11 protein-coding genes are annotated in these 15476 nt (G+C 49.4%); 5 read left to right on the top strand and 6 right to left on the bottom strand.

The features are described 5' to 3' along the window. The 4 genes from EHN07_RS11210 to EHN07_RS11225 are packed head-to-tail and all read right to left on the bottom strand — an operon-like array spanning window position 1 to window position 6833. A complete protein-coding gene (locus EHN07_RS11210) occupies window positions 1–1425 on the bottom strand; it encodes a CheR family methyltransferase (protein WP_124024224.1) in 1425 nt (474 codons plus the stop codon). Continuing rightward, window positions 1422–2492: a chemotaxis protein CheB gene (locus EHN07_RS11215; protein WP_124024225.1), complete on the bottom strand. Its 1071-nt coding sequence runs from the start codon at window positions 2490–2492 to the stop codon at window positions 1422–1424. Before EHN07_RS11215 ends, EHN07_RS11210 begins: the two co-directional genes overlap by 4 nt. Beyond that, window positions 2479–4581, bottom strand: coding sequence for a methyl-accepting chemotaxis protein (locus tag EHN07_RS11220; RefSeq protein ID WP_244202390.1), 2103 nt, complete (start codon window positions 4579–4581; stop codon window positions 2479–2481). Before EHN07_RS11220 ends, EHN07_RS11215 begins: the two co-directional genes overlap by 14 nt. Window positions 4582–4640: 59 nt before the next feature. Next, window positions 4641–6833 (bottom strand): EAL domain-containing protein, encoded by a 2193-nt coding sequence (locus EHN07_RS11225; RefSeq protein ID WP_124024226.1) that lies wholly within the window; start codon window positions 6831–6833, stop codon window positions 4641–4643. A gap of 752 nt (window positions 6834–7585) precedes the next feature. Here EHN07_RS11225 and EHN07_RS11230 point away from each other — a divergent pair. The 5 genes from EHN07_RS11230 to lapD are packed head-to-tail and all read left to right on the top strand — an operon-like array spanning window position 7586 to window position 14225. Further along, complete coding sequence (locus EHN07_RS11230) at window positions 7586–9781, top strand: putative bifunctional diguanylate cyclase/phosphodiesterase (RefSeq protein WP_124024227.1); 2196 nt, start codon at window positions 7586–7588, stop codon at window positions 9779–9781. Further along, window positions 9771–10685, top strand: a complete 915-nt coding sequence (locus EHN07_RS11235; protein WP_124024228.1) for an amino acid ABC transporter substrate-binding protein — start codon at window positions 9771–9773, stop codon at window positions 10683–10685. The genes EHN07_RS11230 and EHN07_RS11235 overlap by 11 nt, the downstream gene beginning before the upstream one ends. A 1-nt stretch (window position 10686) precedes the next feature. Then, window positions 10687–11547 (top strand): amino acid ABC transporter substrate-binding protein, encoded by an 861-nt coding sequence (locus EHN07_RS11240; RefSeq protein ID WP_124024229.1) that lies wholly within the window; start codon window positions 10687–10689, stop codon window positions 11545–11547. 50 nt (window positions 11548–11597) lie between these two features. Then, a complete protein-coding gene (lapG, locus tag EHN07_RS11245) occupies window positions 11598–12275 on the top strand; it encodes a cysteine protease LapG (RefSeq protein WP_244202391.1) in 678 nt (225 codons plus the stop codon). Between the two features lie 9 nt (window positions 12276–12284). Continuing rightward, a complete protein-coding gene (lapD, locus tag EHN07_RS11250; RefSeq protein ID WP_124024230.1) occupies window positions 12285–14225 on the top strand; it encodes a cyclic di-GMP receptor LapD in 1941 nt (646 codons plus the stop codon). A 71-nt stretch (window positions 14226–14296) separates the two neighbouring features. On the opposite strand, the gene EHN07_RS11255 is transcribed toward lapD, so the two are convergent. Together EHN07_RS11255 and EHN07_RS11260 are read right to left on the bottom strand one after the other, a co-directional pair. Continuing rightward, window positions 14297–14647 carry a tryptophan synthase subunit beta gene (locus EHN07_RS11255; protein ID WP_124024231.1) on the bottom strand — a complete coding sequence of 117 codons (351 nt, stop codon included), beginning with the start codon at window positions 14645–14647 and terminating at the stop codon, window positions 14297–14299. A gap of 58 nt (window positions 14648–14705) precedes the next feature. Further along, a partial coding sequence (locus EHN07_RS11260) for an Ig-like domain-containing protein (protein ID WP_124024232.1) occupies window positions 14706–15476 on the bottom strand: 771 nt, incomplete at its 5' end.

The raw sequence follows: 15476 nt of genomic DNA on the forward strand, positions 1-15476 counted from the left end.
CTATTGTCCATCCTGAGTAGGAAGCTGCGCCAGCTGATGTTCACAAAGAAAACGAAACGAATGGCTGAGAAATGAGAGCGGCAGCCGCAGCGTGCAGGCGTTATCGGCCCGACTCATTTCAGCGTTGAGTAATTGCAGCGTGATACGATAAGTCCGCTGTGCCGGGCGGTATAACTCACTTTGTCGATACATTTCAGCCAGATAGTAATGAGCTGGCCAGTAGCCCGGCTGCTGATAAACAACCTGCTTAAACCAGGCGATCGCCTGCTGGGTATGCTGCTGCCACATCATCGCCAGCCCGAGCAGCATTTTCGCCTCGGCAGACCATTCATCCAGCGCCAGCACCTGTTTGGCGCTGACGGCCGTTTGCTCGAACTCGCATTTTTCCAGCGCAATAGCGCCTTTGATAACCAGCGCTTGCTGATGATGAATATCGGTATTTAACACCATCTCGATCAGCGTTTCCGCCTCGGCGAAGCGTTTGTCCGCCACACAGGCGAGCGCCTTTTTAATCCAGCTATCGCACTGCTGCGCGGAAGGAACCTTAGCGGCAATAAACGGGGCTTCAACTGGGATCACCGGGGTGATTAGGCGTGGTTTGACTTCTGTGGCCGGAATCTGAGCGCGCGATGTTTTCGGCTGGCAGAAGTAAAAATTGCCGAACTCCTGTTTAAGCCGCAGGATGCCAAAGTTATTAGCCAGGGTTTCGGCGTTACCAAAGAACAGTGCGCCTTCGGGTTGCAGCATGGTCAGCAGATTAAAATGCAGCGTGCGGCGCGTTTCAACATCGAAGTAAATGGAGACGTTACGCAGCAAAATAATATCGAATTTGGGCAGCAGCTGCTCTTTGACAATATTGGCACGCTGGAACGCCACCTTAGTGCGAATCACATCGTGTAGCTGATACTGGTTGCCATTGCGCGTGAAATAGGTTTGCTGCAACAGAGGATCGACGCCGCGGAAGGAGTAGCTGGAATAATTTGCGCTCCTGGCTTTTTCCAGGATCTTACTATCGATGTCACAGCCGTGAATCTCAACGTTGTCGGCAAATTTATGCTGGAATTTCTGATGGAGCTTTATCGCCAGCGAATAGGCTTCTTCGCCCGATGAACAGCCCGCGCTTAAAATACGCACCGGCCCGCTGCGTTGTTCAAGCATGCGCGGCACCAGCTTGTCACAGACGATATCCAGCACGTCCGGCTCGCGAAAAAAGTAGGTTTCGTTGATCGTCAGCAGGCTAAGAAGCTTGTCAAACTCGGTCGTCGAGACGCTAAGTTTTTCATAGTATTCCGCAAAGCTCTCTTTTCCCCGTTCGGAGATACGCTGGTGCAGCGCGGCATTAAGCAAGCCTTCCATACCCTTAAAAAAATGCAGGCCCACACGATCCTTGATCAGAGTTTTAAATGCCGCAATATTTGGGATCATGGCAGTTGGCCCTCAGGATGCCCAAAATCAGCCATCGTGACTAAAGCACCAGCCAGCTTTTCCAGCGGCAGAATTTTATGGATAACCTTTTTATCAATGGCGAGTTTATTCATGCCGAATACGACGGAGGTCTGCTCATCCTGGGCCAGCGTTTTACCGCCATGATGATAGATCGCCTCAATGCCCCGGCACCCGTCGCTGCCCATACCGGTCATGATCAGCCCTACCGCTCTTGCGCCATAAACTTCAGCCACCGACTCCAGCAGCATATTGCAGCTTGGGTGGTAGACATCGCTCACCTGACGGGGGATCGCGGCTAAGCGATGGTACTGTTTGACCACCAGATGGTGTTCAGGAGGCAGGATATAAACGTGCCCGGCGCACAGCACATCATTCTGCTGAGCGAGCTGCACCTGAAGCCCCGTGACGCTATCCAGCCACTGCACCATACTTTTGGCAAAACCGTCGGCAATATGCTGCGCGATAAGTATCGGGCAGGGAAAGTTTACCGGCAGGGCCTGCAATAACTTACTGAGCGCCTGTGGCCCACCGGTTGAACAGGCAATCGCCAATACATAGGGCCACTCACAGGGATACGCGGAAGCAAGCTCAGAAGGCGGGGGAAGATTTTTTGACGCCGCCTCCGAATGGTGGCGCAACCCCTGGATATGGCGAATCACTTTCACCCCGGCCAGCATTTCGACCTGCCGATGCAGGGCTTTAGTCGCCAGTGCTGACTCCCCCTGGTTGTTGACGACCGCCAGAGCACCGCAGGTAATGAACTCCGCGTCCCACTGTGCATCTGGGTAGTAGCGCATCACCATAATAGGGATCGCGCAGGTCGCCATAATCGTTGCAACGGTTTCGACGTTTTCCGACCCCGGTGACTCCAGCGTCAGTACCAGCAGCTGTGGCACCATCTTTTGCACCAGGCTTGCCGCCTGTTCACGATGCACCGCCTGGCCTACAACCTCAATATGGTTATTAATCTCAAGCTGCCTGATCAGATCGTTGCGCGAGATGCTGCAATGATCGACGATCAGCACCCGGATTTTAGGCCTGGTCATCAGCTTTATCCGACAATTTGAACGACTGCGTGGCCTGGTTTAACTCTTCAGACAGCTGAGTCATATCCTGGCTGATGGACAAAATGTCTTTAATGGATTGCGAGGTGTAATTGCTGGCGACCACAATTTCGCGCAGCGCCATAACAACCTGATTACTTGCTGTTTTTTGCTGCTGCGTCGACAAGGAGATCTGCATGGCCGCGGTAGAAGTTTGTTCAGCGGTTGCCACAATATCGTGTAAGCGATCGGCGCTGACTTTACAGGCTTGCGTCCCTGCTTTAATGCTGTTGCTGCCTTTTTCGGCATTCAGCACCAGGCGATTTATCGAGTTCTGGATCTCGCTGATTTTGTTCTCAATCTCAAAGGTAGATTCAGTCACGGAGTCGGCCAGGCGGCGAATTTCTGCTGCCACCACCGAGAAACGTTTGCCGGACTCTCCGGCGCTTGAGGCCTCCAGCGCCGCATTGAAGGCGATGAGTTTAGTCTGATCCGCAACGTTATTAATGATTACCATCACGCGACTAATCTCTTTCGACTTGTTACCCAGCATCATGATTTCACGCATGCTTTGCTGGTTGTCGCTGTCAATATCGGCCATGCGCGTGAGCAGCTCGCCCATTGAGTCAGAGCCTTTGTTACAGTCATCAAGCGTCACATTGGCAATATCGACTACCGCGCGTGAATGTTCGGCAATCTGCGTGGAAGAGGCCGACAGCTCTTCCATCGTTGAGGTAATTTCCGCAACCGATGAAGAGGTTTCCACGCTGGTAGAAGCCTGTCCGTCTACCGCTTCAGTAATGTTTAACGCTGCTTTATGAACGTGCTGGGCGTGGGCTACCACGCCGCCGACCAGAGCGTGCAGGGCGGCACGCATTTTCTCATTGGCGCTCAGTAACTCGCCGATTTCATCATGGTGATCGACGTGAATATCAACCGTGAGATCGCCCTGGGCAATCGACTGAGAAATTTTCAGGACGTTTTTCAGACGGCGTGAAATCAGGATACGGCTGGTTGCGGCAATCAGCAGTAAGATAACCGGCATCAGCAGCAGGCTGAAAAGCAGCAGGCTATTGCGTACCAGGGTGCTGCTGCGCTCAACATCATCAACATAGCTGGTGGTAGCGATTATCCAGTCTATCCCATCAATATATTCAAATACCGCAACGCGTTTACGTGCGGCAGCGCCATATCCACTGACGGTTTCGTAATACACCGTGCCATTTTTACGCGCCAGAATATCGGAGAAACGCTTGTAGCCATGGGCATCAATCACATTGCCAACAAGCTGATTAACCAGCGTTGGGTGAGCCACCATCATGCCCGGATTAAATCCGGCATCCAGCACGTAAGCGTAGCCACCATCACCAATATGCACCGCTAATAGCTCTTTGATGACCGGCTGCAGCGCAAGTTTGACATCAAAACCAATCGCTACCGCCCCCACAACCTGGCCATTTTTATCGGCGATGGGCTCGTAGTGGCCAATGAATTGCCTGCCGTATAACACCACCACGCCGGAAAAAGGCTTATTTTTAACCAGCAAATCCAGCGCGGGGTTGTCATGGCTTAGCACGGTCGAGGTGGCAATACTTCCTTCTTTGCCCGGCACGGAAGTGGAAACACGCACAAACTGATCGCCTTCACGCACAAAGGTAGAAGCGACTACGTTGGTTATTTCGGTGAAATGAGCATTGATGCTCGTATCCGTTAATAACGCTTTCAGCGCGCTGGCATCCAGCGAATGCAGCGGTTGTGAGGACTTATTCTGATAATTATTGATATAAACGTTGCTGTAACGTTCAGCGTCCCTCATCACCCGCTTGTACTCGGTGGTGATATTGTTATGGAAAATGCGGGTATTAGAACGCAGAACTTCCAACGCATTGCTTTGCAGCTGCGTCGCTAAGTAGGAGGAGAGCAGGAAAGAAGCACTTACCAGCAGTACGCCAATACATGAAATCAGCATCAGGCCCAGTTTCATGGCGACGCCGATATGCAAATTATGCAGCCAGCCCGTCAGAAAATTTTCCGTACTTTTTAATGACTCAACGCCTTCTGTCGGTCGCTGCATTTTTAAGAAATTATGCATAGGATTCCAGTTATCTAACTAAGGTGAACTTAATACTGAATTACCGTTTCACAGCAAATTCAAACTAAAGTAAGTAACGGCACAGGCTTACCAATGTGATAACCCTGCAGCCACTCCACGTTCATGCTTTCCAGGCAGCGCTGAATTTTTTCATTTTCAACATACTCAGCCACCACCTGCATATTCTTCATTTTCGCCACATGGCAAAACGACTCAACGATGTAGTGGCTGAGTTCGTTTTCAGTAATTTCACGGATAAAGGAGCCGTCTATTTTCAGGATATCTGCGCTGACGTCTCTTAGCCGGGCATGGCTGGAAAATCCGGTGCCAAAATCATCAATTGCCACCCGGCATCCAAGGCTTTTGAGCGAGATCACCGTACGTTGCGACTGCTCGGTATCGGACAGCGCATCCGCCTCAGTGATTTCAAAGATGATGCGTTGCGGATCGACGCCAAACTGCGTCAGCAGCAGCTGAACGTCATGCACAAAGCTGGTACGACAAACGGTGACCGGCGCCAGGTTAATAGAAAAACAGCGCTCGGGATGCAGCTGCATATTTTTCAAGGTGTTCTTGATAACCCAAAGATCAATATCCGGCGCCAGTCCCGCTTCGGTCGCCACCGGCAGGAAGCGGTCAGGTGAAATAAAGCGCCCTTCTTCATCAAGCATACGCAGCAGTATCTCGTGATAGCGCTCCTCGCCACGGGTACTGACAATCGGCTGCGCCATTAAGACGAAGGCATCGTTATCCAGCGTTTTCTGCAACACCGTGCGGATGTCGGTACGCCCAACAATGTGGCTTTCAATCGCCCGGCTGGACTGCGCTTCCAGATTCTCAGGTTTACCATTCACCAGCGACAGCCCGGAGACGATACCGAGCTTGCCGATCAGACGGTAAACGTCGTTACAGAACGGCGTTGCCCGGCAATAGCCGAGGCCGCTACGAAAGCCAAGCTGCTGATTATTGTGTAAATAGCGAAAGGTATTGGCCGATTTGTAGAGGATACTCAGTCTGCCCCAGTTTGGCTGCTCAAGCCTTAGCAACAGACCGAAGCCTGCGTGGTAGTAGACCTTTTCATCGGCGTTGAGTTTTTCACGCAGATACGCTGCCAGTTTTTTCTGGTATCTGGCACGAAAGTGCAGGCCATAACGCCGGGAGAACAGCTCCATTTCAGGAACCTGGATCAGGCAGACGATCGAATCCGGAGAGGTTTTGATATCGGCCTGTAATGCCCGCAGGTTGGGCATATTGGTCATGGGATCGGTCAGCCCCATATGGAGCAGCTGCTCGAAACGTAACGCATTAAAGCGGGCCAGAACCCCCATAATGACAATCGTCAGGGTAAAGATAAAAATAGCGGTTGAAACCACCACCTGATGCAGCATGAAGTCATCATTTTGCGCGATGAAGTTAGCGTTGTTCTTCGCCAGCATGATCATCATCACAGTCCAGACCGGAGTGGTGAATACATAGCCAATGCGAACCGAACTCCACAGCATGAGCGGGAAGATCAGTATCAGGCTATAGAATGTGAATATCACCCCGCCCTGGAAAGGGATGTTCAGACAGCTCATCAAAGCAATCAGCGTCGCTGCCCATAAGGTAAATTGTAACAGGCTGACATTCTGTGAAAACTGGACTTTCATCGCCCTCAGGCAAGTCAGCCAATACTTCGGGCGGCAAATAATTCTTAATAAGGTATAAAACAGAGGAATACCAGTGACGCAGCCATTCATCATCCCCTGGATCCTGACCAGGGTTTCTGCGGTGAACAATTGTTTAAAGGCCACGATGAAACCGGCGTTACTGGTGGTAAGCAGATACACCGCTTCATTCATCAGCGTATTGAGCACAGCATTACAAATGCATAGCCAGATAATTCTTTGGAGGGTTAGTTTTATCCGCCCAAAGCTTGCAGCGCTCCGCCAGCCGGTACTTTTGGTGTACAAAAAATAGCTAATACATGCCGCGGCCATGTAGCAAAGCAGATCATAAAAGTCCCCTTCAGGGCGCAACAAAAGCGTCAGAGCCGCAAGGAGAAACAGGCCAGAAACGGCCCGGTAGCCAAACAAAACCAGCACGGCTGTAATAGCGGCCAGTTCCAGGTCATAGATCACCAACGGCTGGCCATTAACCATAAGATGGCTGCTGAGCAACGTCGCCAGAGCGTAAAGCAGGCAGGGTAACAGCAGCGGAAAAACCCACTGTTTATTGGTAAACGTTGTGCTATCGCTCGCTATAGAGTTCAAGAATTTAACCCGTGTTTATGCTTTCGTGTGTTATTCATGTGATTGGCGAATGTATGGTTTAATGGGAGTAAATCTTGTAGAAGATATAATGAAATAAAACAAGCATCGCAATTATTTAACATTTACCTGGATATAAAAATTAACGTACCTGTTTTAATCTCAAGCAATAACACAAACAAGAAATTAACAAACACGATTCATTATTTTTATAAAGTTGACGGGTTACGAATGAAAGAAATCATAGGAACGCTGAAAACATTGGTAATTGTATTCATGTTTTGTGAAAAAAAGAACTACCACTTATAGGTATAAATGGACACCGAACAATATCATAACATATGAGAAAAACCACAAAATCAAGATAAAAATCATAAAAAACAATAAATTAAAGACCATTCCAATTATGAAAAATAGATTTTTATGTGGTTTAAAAGACATTGCCAGACGGCTTGCTCGGTCTTTATTTAAGTGGAGTTTTACCACACGTCAATCAATACATTAATTAGTGCTGAAGATGCATTTTTATCATTGACTTGACCAGCCGTGTTATCTATAGTCCCGGCGCATCATTTTTGCCTTTATTTATCTTCTCAGCAACGATGTTACATAATGGTTTATGTTTGTTGAGACAAAGCCCGACACTCTTCATAAAAACTCACATAACAGCAACAGTCAGACCAGATATAACAACACGCCGATCAAAAAATTTTTAATTCATGAATTATTCGCACTTATCAGGAAACTAACCATCTGTGGCTAAAAGTTTTTTTTCGCTTAAACGCGTAAAAGGTTGGCATCATTCTATCGCGGGGAAAATAACCCAGTTTTTGCTGGCGGGTATTCTTGTTGCGTTTGGTGCAGGCGCTTGTACCGGTTGGAGCCTGATTGACAGCTTCTCCTACCAGCAATGGGTACATCAGGCACAGGCGAACGCTCAGATTATGACTTATATCGTGCGCAACGTTTATACCAATGTCGCGGTAGGAACGAGCGCCACGGGGCAGATTACCCGCATTGTCTCAGAGCATAAACTCGGTGACCCGGACTCCATTATTCAAACCGGCTATAACCCGGTGGATGTGCTGGCGCTGGCATCGGTACAGACCCGTAATCCCACCTGGCTTTTCCTTTATACGCCGGAAAAAGGTTTCCAGGGCATCAGCAATAGCTCTGAAGTACCGGAAGCCAAAATTATCTTTAAAGGGCAAAAAGCCACCGCCGTTTTGGTGAACTATTACATCGGTTTTGCCACTATCAATGGCAGAGAGTGCTTTATTAGCGCCGTCCCTATTCTCTCCTCATCAGGGGAAATCCTTGGCAGTCTGATCAGTAGCATCGGTTATAAAAGCCAGCTGTACGCGGCTTATGATGCGATGCTGAAGAAAACCCTTATCATTCTGGCCCTGATTTTACTGGTAACGCTTGCGCTGGTGACTATCTTTATGCGTCGCCTGTTCCGCCCGGTGCCCGTGCTGATTAGCTCTTTGACGCGTATTGCGCACGAACAAACCGATCGCATTACCCCTTTCCTGGACCAGGATGACGAAATCGGTAAACTTGCTGCCGCCATAGAAAAACTAAGAGTCGCCATGGTGGAGCGCGATTACCTGCAACGCATGCAGGATATGTCGCAAAAAATGGAGTACATGGCCCACCATGACTCACTGACGGGCTTCCCGAATCGCGCCTCCTTTAGCCAGGCTCTGGATAAATGCATCCGCGAAGCGAATCAGAACGGGCAGTTTTTCAACCTGCTGCTGATCGATCTTGATAACTTCAAACCGGTCAACGATACTTTCGGCCACTCAGCCGGAGATGAAGTCCTTATCGGCGTGGCGCAGCGTCTCGCTTTGCTGTTAGGGCCAACGGATTTTGCCGCGCGTTTAGGCGGGGATGAATTCGCGATTCTGCAAAGCGTCAAGGCAGACAACTACCAGGAAGCGAGCGCGCTGTCGCAGAAAGTTGTGCGGGCGTTAAGCATTCCCTTTACCTACGGCAGCAACTCTTTTGCCATCAGCTGTAGCGTCGGTATTGTCACCGCTCCTTCACAGGGTAATAGCGCAACCACCTTAATGATTAACGCCGACCTGGCATTGTATGCTTCAAAACACAGCGGACGTAGCTGCTATCACTTCTTTGAAGATGGCATGATGATGAAGCACACCAACAGCGTGTTTGTGAATCAGGAAATTATTAACAGTATTGATAACAATGAGTTTGTGCTGCACTACCAGCCGATTATCGATCTGGAAAACGAGACGGTTTGTGGCTACGAGTCGTTGATTCGCTGGAATCACCCAACGAAGGGGCTGATTTATCCGGACTACTTTATTAATATTGCCGAAGAGTCAGGTCTGATTATCCGCCTGGGTGAATGGATTATTCGTCAGTCCTGTATGGCTGCCGCTAAGTGGCCGGAATCAATAAAAGTTGCGGTTAATGTTTCAGCTTATCAGCTGCATAGCCCGGGGCTGATCGATATCATTGTTGATGCGCTGAAACAAAGTGGCCTTGCAGCCAATCGTCTGGAAATAGAAGTTACCGAATCTGAAAAATTAGATCAGTCCATCGCCTTACCGGTGTTCAATAGCCTTCGTGCAATGGGCATTTCCATTGCGATGGATGACCTCGGAACGGGATATGCGGCGCTGGATTATTTGCTTATTTATCCGTTCACGCGCATTAAAATTGCCCGCACGCTGATTATGAAACTGGAACAAGAGAACGCCAGCCAGTATCTGGTTGTGATGCTGATTCAGTTTGCCCAGAAATATGGTATGAGCGTCACCGCTGAAGGGGTCGAAACCGAACAACAGCGCACTATTTTACGCCATATTTCCTGCCAGAACGTACAGGGCTACTATTACAGCCGGCCGCTGCCAGAAAAAGACCTGCAGCCGACCTTTGGAAATAAGATGATCGATGGGGAAGTGTGCCATGTCGGATAAGTCGTGGTTTCATGGTGCCCTGCATGGCACCATTGCATTATTGCTGCTGATAAGCTCACGGAGTCAGGCGCACAACAGCTATAACCAGCCAGTTCTTGAGAGGATAGCCGAAACTAAAACTATAAACCTCGGCTATCAGGATGATGCGTTCCCCTTCTCCTATATTGAGTCCCAGCGTCCTGTGGGTTATTCCATCGATATTTGTAATAAAATAGTTGATGCCCTGAAAGTTAAGCTGAACATAAAAGATCTCAAAATACGCTGGATCAAAAGCAGCACCGCCTCGCAGTTTGTTTTAATCAAAAATCATGTAACGGATATGATGTGTATCCCGGCATTTTATTCAGAATTACGCCACCAGCAGGCAGAATTCACCCTCCCTTTTTTCTATTCCAGCACCCGCTTTATCACACGTAAAAATAACCATACCGATACTATCGAAGATTTAGCCGGACATAGCGTGTTGGTCAAAAGCGGCACCATTTATGTCGACCAGCTGCACCAGCTCAATAAAATGAACGAGCTCAACCTCAATATCGAGCTCGATAACAGCAACAACCAGGCCTTTCAGAGTGTGGAATCAGGGGAGCTACCCGCTTTGATTTCCAGTTACGTGTTGCTTAAAGGGATGATGATGCTGTCGCCACATTCTGAGATGCTCGAAATATCGGACGAAGTATTTAGCCCACCGACGCCTGCGGGGCTACTGCTGCCATTAAATGACCAGCAATTTAAAAATTTTGTCGACCAGGCAATGAAATCCATTCTTACCAGTAAAGACTTTACGAAGCTTTATCAACGCTGGTTTATGTCGCCGATTGCGCCAAAAGCGATAAATCTCAATATCCCTATGTCGACGGCGCTAAAATCCTTAATTTCATCAACATCAAACAACGCCAACTGAAATGAAAAAGTCATTTAATCAAAAGATTAAACATCTGCTCAGCGTATTGATATTGTTACCTTTACCCATCGTATCCCAACCTCTTGCTGCCAAACCAACCTCTCATACGCTTGACCATATTAAAGCCAGCAGCACGCTAAACATTGGTTATCGTCAGCTAAAACCATTCTCATTTCGTGAGGCTGATGGCACGGTCACCGGTTATACCATCTCATTGTGTAATATCATTGCCGATGACCTTCGTCTTTCGCTCGGCATGAAGAAGCTCGCTATTCACTATATTCCCGTTACCTTTACCGATCGTGTTTCCGCATTAAACTCCAGCAAAATAGATCTGGACTGTAGCGTTAATACCATTGCACCGGAAAGAAAGAAGAGCGTCGCTTTTTCCAGCGATTACTATGTTGCCAATATGCGGATAATTTCCCTGCGCTACAACAACATTCATTTTCTTAATGACTTACAAGGGCGCACGATCAGTACGCCACGCGGCTCTAAAGATTTGCTGGAGCTGAACAGAATTAATCGTGAAAAAAAGCTTAGTATTTCGTTTGTGACTTCTGACACCACGGAAGAGGCTTTCGAGATGATGGCGAAAAAGCGTACCGCCGCTCTGCTGCTGGATGATATCCTGGCCTATCAGTTCATCAACCAAAGCGAGCATCCGGAAGATTTCACCGTTTCTCATGAAGTTGTTGGTGAAAAAATGAAATATGGCCTTATGATGAGAAAGGATGATCCGCTGTTTGTGGCATTTGTTGATAAAACGCTGGAGCAAATCCTCAGGTCACCACGGCACGCGCAGATAGCTAATAAATGGCTGGTGCAGAAAGTGATGATGAAAAGTCCCCAGAATAATTAAATATTAAGTATCTCTATGTGGACGTGTTATTGAACTCGGTCAGGCAATTCTTGCGCATCAGATTATCCCGGCAGCTGCTGTTTTCTGGCGCACTGTTGTTTTTATTGGCAGCAAGCTCGTTACGTGCAGCCTGGGATTTCACCACTATTACGCAACGCACCGACGCCCTCTATGGCCCCGCCACGGCGGATGCCGGGCAGCGCATTGATGCATGGCAACAGCTGCTGCTACAGTTGCGCAATCAGAGTGAGTCCGAACAATTAAGCGCCGTGAATCGCTTTTTTAACCAGAAGCTGCGCTACCGTGAAGATACGGATATCTGGCATGCGGTGGATTACTGGGCGACTCCAATAGAGTCGCTGCGCAAAGGGGAAGCGGACTGCGAGGATTATGCTATCGCTAAGTATTTCACGTTGCGCCATTTAGGTGTTTCAGGAGAAAAGCTGCGTATTACCTATGTTAAAGCTTTGCGTCTGGACAGGGCGCATATGGTGTTAACCTGGTATCAGACGCCCGATGCAATACCAATAGTCCTTGATAGTTTGATGGATAATATTTTACCTGCAACCAAGCGTACCGATTTATTACCTGTGTATTCCTTTAATGATAGCGGCCTGTGGTTACCGGGAAGTCAGAATAATAAACGAGTCGGGGATAGCAAGCGCCTTTCTCGCTGGCAGGATGTGTTGAAAAAAATGCGGGAAGAAGGTTTCCCGACTGATGAATAGGATAAGCCTGTGTCACTTTTCAAACAGCTTCTTATAGCTATCTTTGTTTTTATGCTGATTATTTTCAGCGGCAGCTTTATTGTGAATCTCGAAAGCTCTCGGGAGCAGTACAATAATCAGTTGCTTTCGCACGCGCAGGATGCGGCCACCGCGCTGGGTTTATCACTCACCCCGCACGTTGACGATCCCGCGATGATTGAACTGATGGTCAGTTCGATTTTTGATAGCGGCTACTACGATGCTATCCGGGTTATCGATCAGGCTAGCGGTAAAACTATCCTTGAGCGTACCGCCTCTTTATCTGTTCCTGAGGTGCCAGCCTGGTTTGTCGCGCTGGTTGATGTCTCAGCACAGCCCGCAGAAGCCACCATTATGCGCGGCTGGCAACAGGCGGCCCGCGTTGAAGTGGTGAGTAATCCGGTATTTGCGATAAAGCGTTTGTGGCAAAGCACGCTGGCGAACCTGCTGTGGATGCTGGCCTGTAGCGCGGTGTGTATTCTGGCCGGCGCCGCACTATTACGCCGTCAGTTACGCCCGCTCGACTATATGGTTAAACAATCACAGGCGATTACTCGCCGTGAATACCTGACCCAAATTGACTTACCGAAAACCCCTGAGCTGCGCCGCGTGGTTGAAGCGATGAACCTGATGGTCACCAAGCTTAAAACCTTGTTTGAAGATCAGGCTGAGCACAGCGAACGTCTGCACAACGAAGCCTATCTCGACAGCCAGACCGGGGTTGCCAACCGCCGCGCTTTCGACCTGCAGATGCAAACGCGTTTAAGCGACGAAGAGTCTTCTTCCGGCTATCTGCTGTTGCTACGGATTCAGGATCTCGGTGGCTTAAACCAACGTTTTGGCGGCCCGCATACCGATAACCTGCTCAGGCATATTGCCGATATGATGAACGTGGTGAAAAACCAGCACGCCAACGCCGACAGCATTGTTGCCCGTATTCGCGGAGGGGAGTTTGCCCTGCTCTGTCCGGGCATCACGCATAATGAAATGCTGAACCTGCAACATTCACTTCATCAGCAGCTGGCCTCTTTCTATGCCACCGGAATGTCTGATATGAATCCGGTGGCGTATACCGGAATGGTGCCGTTTAGCCACGGTGACTCCCCGCAGTCGCTGTTCGTACAGGCTGACCGCGCGCTGATGGAAGCCGAGACTCATACCACACATCAAACTAATGTTCTGCCGGTAGTGGACACCCTCACCGCTACCGAAGATCAGCACCTGTGGTTTACCCGTCTCGAGAATGCGCTGAGTAAAGAGCAGTTCCAGCTCTTCTTCCAGCCGGTCGTCAGGTGCCAGAACACCCAGGAGATCATTCACTATAAGGTGCTGTCACGCATCATTGATGAAGAAGGGAACAGCATTACCGCGGGGCGTTTCCTGCCGTGGATCCACCGTTTCGGCTGGAGCCAGCGTCTTGATCAGGTGATGTTAAGCCTGACGCTGAAACAGTTGAAAAGCTATCCTGGATCGCTGGCGCTCAGCCTGTCCGGCAACTCACTGGCAAATGAGGCAACCATCAGGCAATTGCTTACCCCGCTCAAGCTTAACCCACAGCTTGCCGGCCGATTAATTCTGGAGCTGGATGAAAATCAGCTACCAGAGCCTGAGCAGATGGAGCTGTTTATCAAGTCGCTCAATCAGTACGGCTGCGGCCTGGGCCTGCAACACTTCGGCAGCCGCTTCGATATGATTGGCCATTTATCACAGTGGGGGCTGGCGTACCTGAAAATCGACTCCACCTATATTCGCCATATTGATATCGAAAACGATAAGCGCTTGTTTATTTATGTGTTGCACAGCGCGACCAACAATATTGATTTGCCATTGATTGCCGAACGCGTGGAAACTGCAGGCGAGCTACGGGTTCTGCAAGAGGTGGGAATTTATGGCGCCATGGGGCAGCTGCTGGGCGAGCCCGCGCCGTTCTGATGCCTAAAGGGTGGATAAGACGAAGCGCTTAGCCACCCTTTATCATTGCAGTCCGAAAGGATAACGAATATTTAGAAAATGCCCTGATCGTCACTATTCAGTAAATCCTCCAGACCGCCCAATCCCTGACGTGCCTGCGCACGATTCATCAGCTTGACCTGCGCCATTGGCGGCAGATCGGTAATGCTTATCACCCCTTTTTGAATCAGCAGGAATATCAGGTCGTCCAGCACGCGAACCATTTCCAGATCGCTTCGTTGCAACAACTCACGATGCAGCGACGTCTCATCAACCATGCTGCGGGCATTATTCCACGCGGCAATCTCCGCGGTCTGTGAAAAAACCTCACCGGTCATGCCGCTAAATGGCTCGTTTTCAACCCGCGTAAGCTGGCCTTGTTCATTACGTTGTACGTAATACATTTTCGCTACCTTTTAATTGCAGGTGATATCCCGCCCGGTTAAGGGCGGGAGGGATCAATTATGAATGGTAATGTTCAGGCTTGGCGATCAGATGATCCAGCGAATGGGTTGCGGCCCCGGCTGAGTCATAGCTCACATGGCGCGCATCGCCGCCATCTGCTGGACTTGCAGATGGCGCATCGGCAGCGCCTCCCTTGCTATGGTGTGCATCACCGCCCTTAATCATCTGCGTAATATCCGTGCCTTCATGTAGCTCATGCGCCAGATCGCTGAGATCGACTTTCTCATGAGCCTGGTTTTCTTTACCGGTAAAGACCTTAGCCTCTTCGTCACCGTGATGGCCTTTCGAATCATGGGCAAGGTTGAAGGAGAGCGGCTCATGGCTGTCACCAAACAGATTGCTTAACCCATCTTCATCATCTTCCGGAGCGGCATGCTGCGAGCTGTCCGCGACGTTCGCGTCATGCTTGCCACGATGGGATGGATCATCCACCGTAATACTAGCCTGTTGATGAATAACGTTGGTATTGCCATGATTATCGTGAGCAATAACTGCAACATCCACGTGATTCTTACCGGCATGAAGTTCGGCGGTATTAACCGGAATATCGTAGGTCAAGTGCCCATTCTCTTCGTGCAATGTCACATCATAATGTTTGCCATTGATAGTGGCGTTCATATGATCGTTGGCATTGACATCATCACTATCAATCTGACCGGTAATATGCGTCGTATGGTGACGCGCTTCTTGCGAGTCTATGTGGTTGTCACCAGTTACTTTATCAATAACGATCGTGGCATCAGCGTGGGTATCCATCGTCACATGATG

Origin of the sequence: Buttiauxella warmboldiae, assembly GCF_003818135.1 — a bacterium.
GTDB lineage: Bacteria > Pseudomonadota > Gammaproteobacteria > Enterobacterales > Enterobacteriaceae > Buttiauxella > Buttiauxella warmboldiae.

Bases quoted from the DNA above. Each gene is read 5' to 3' on its own strand.
- EHN07_RS11215 (WP_124024225.1), bottom strand. From the start codon at position 2,492: ATGACCAGGCCTAAAATCCGGGTGCTGATCGTCGATCATTGCAGCATC.
- EHN07_RS11235 (WP_124024228.1), top strand. From the start codon at position 9,771: ATGTCGGATAAGTCGTGGTTTCATGGTGCCCTGCATGGCACCATTGCA.
- EHN07_RS11240 (WP_124024229.1), top strand. From the start codon at position 10,687: ATGAAAAAGTCATTTAATCAAAAGATTAAACATCTGCTCAGCGTATTG.
- EHN07_RS11220 (WP_244202390.1), bottom strand. From the start codon at position 4,581: ATGCATAATTTCTTAAAAATGCAGCGACCGACAGAAGGCGTTGAGTCA.
- EHN07_RS11210 (WP_124024224.1), bottom strand. From the start codon at position 1,425: ATGATCCCAAATATTGCGGCATTTAAAACTCTGATCAAGGATCGTGTG.
- EHN07_RS11255 (WP_124024231.1), bottom strand. From the start codon at position 14,647: ATGTATTACGTACAACGTAATGAACAAGGCCAGCTTACGCGGGTTGAA.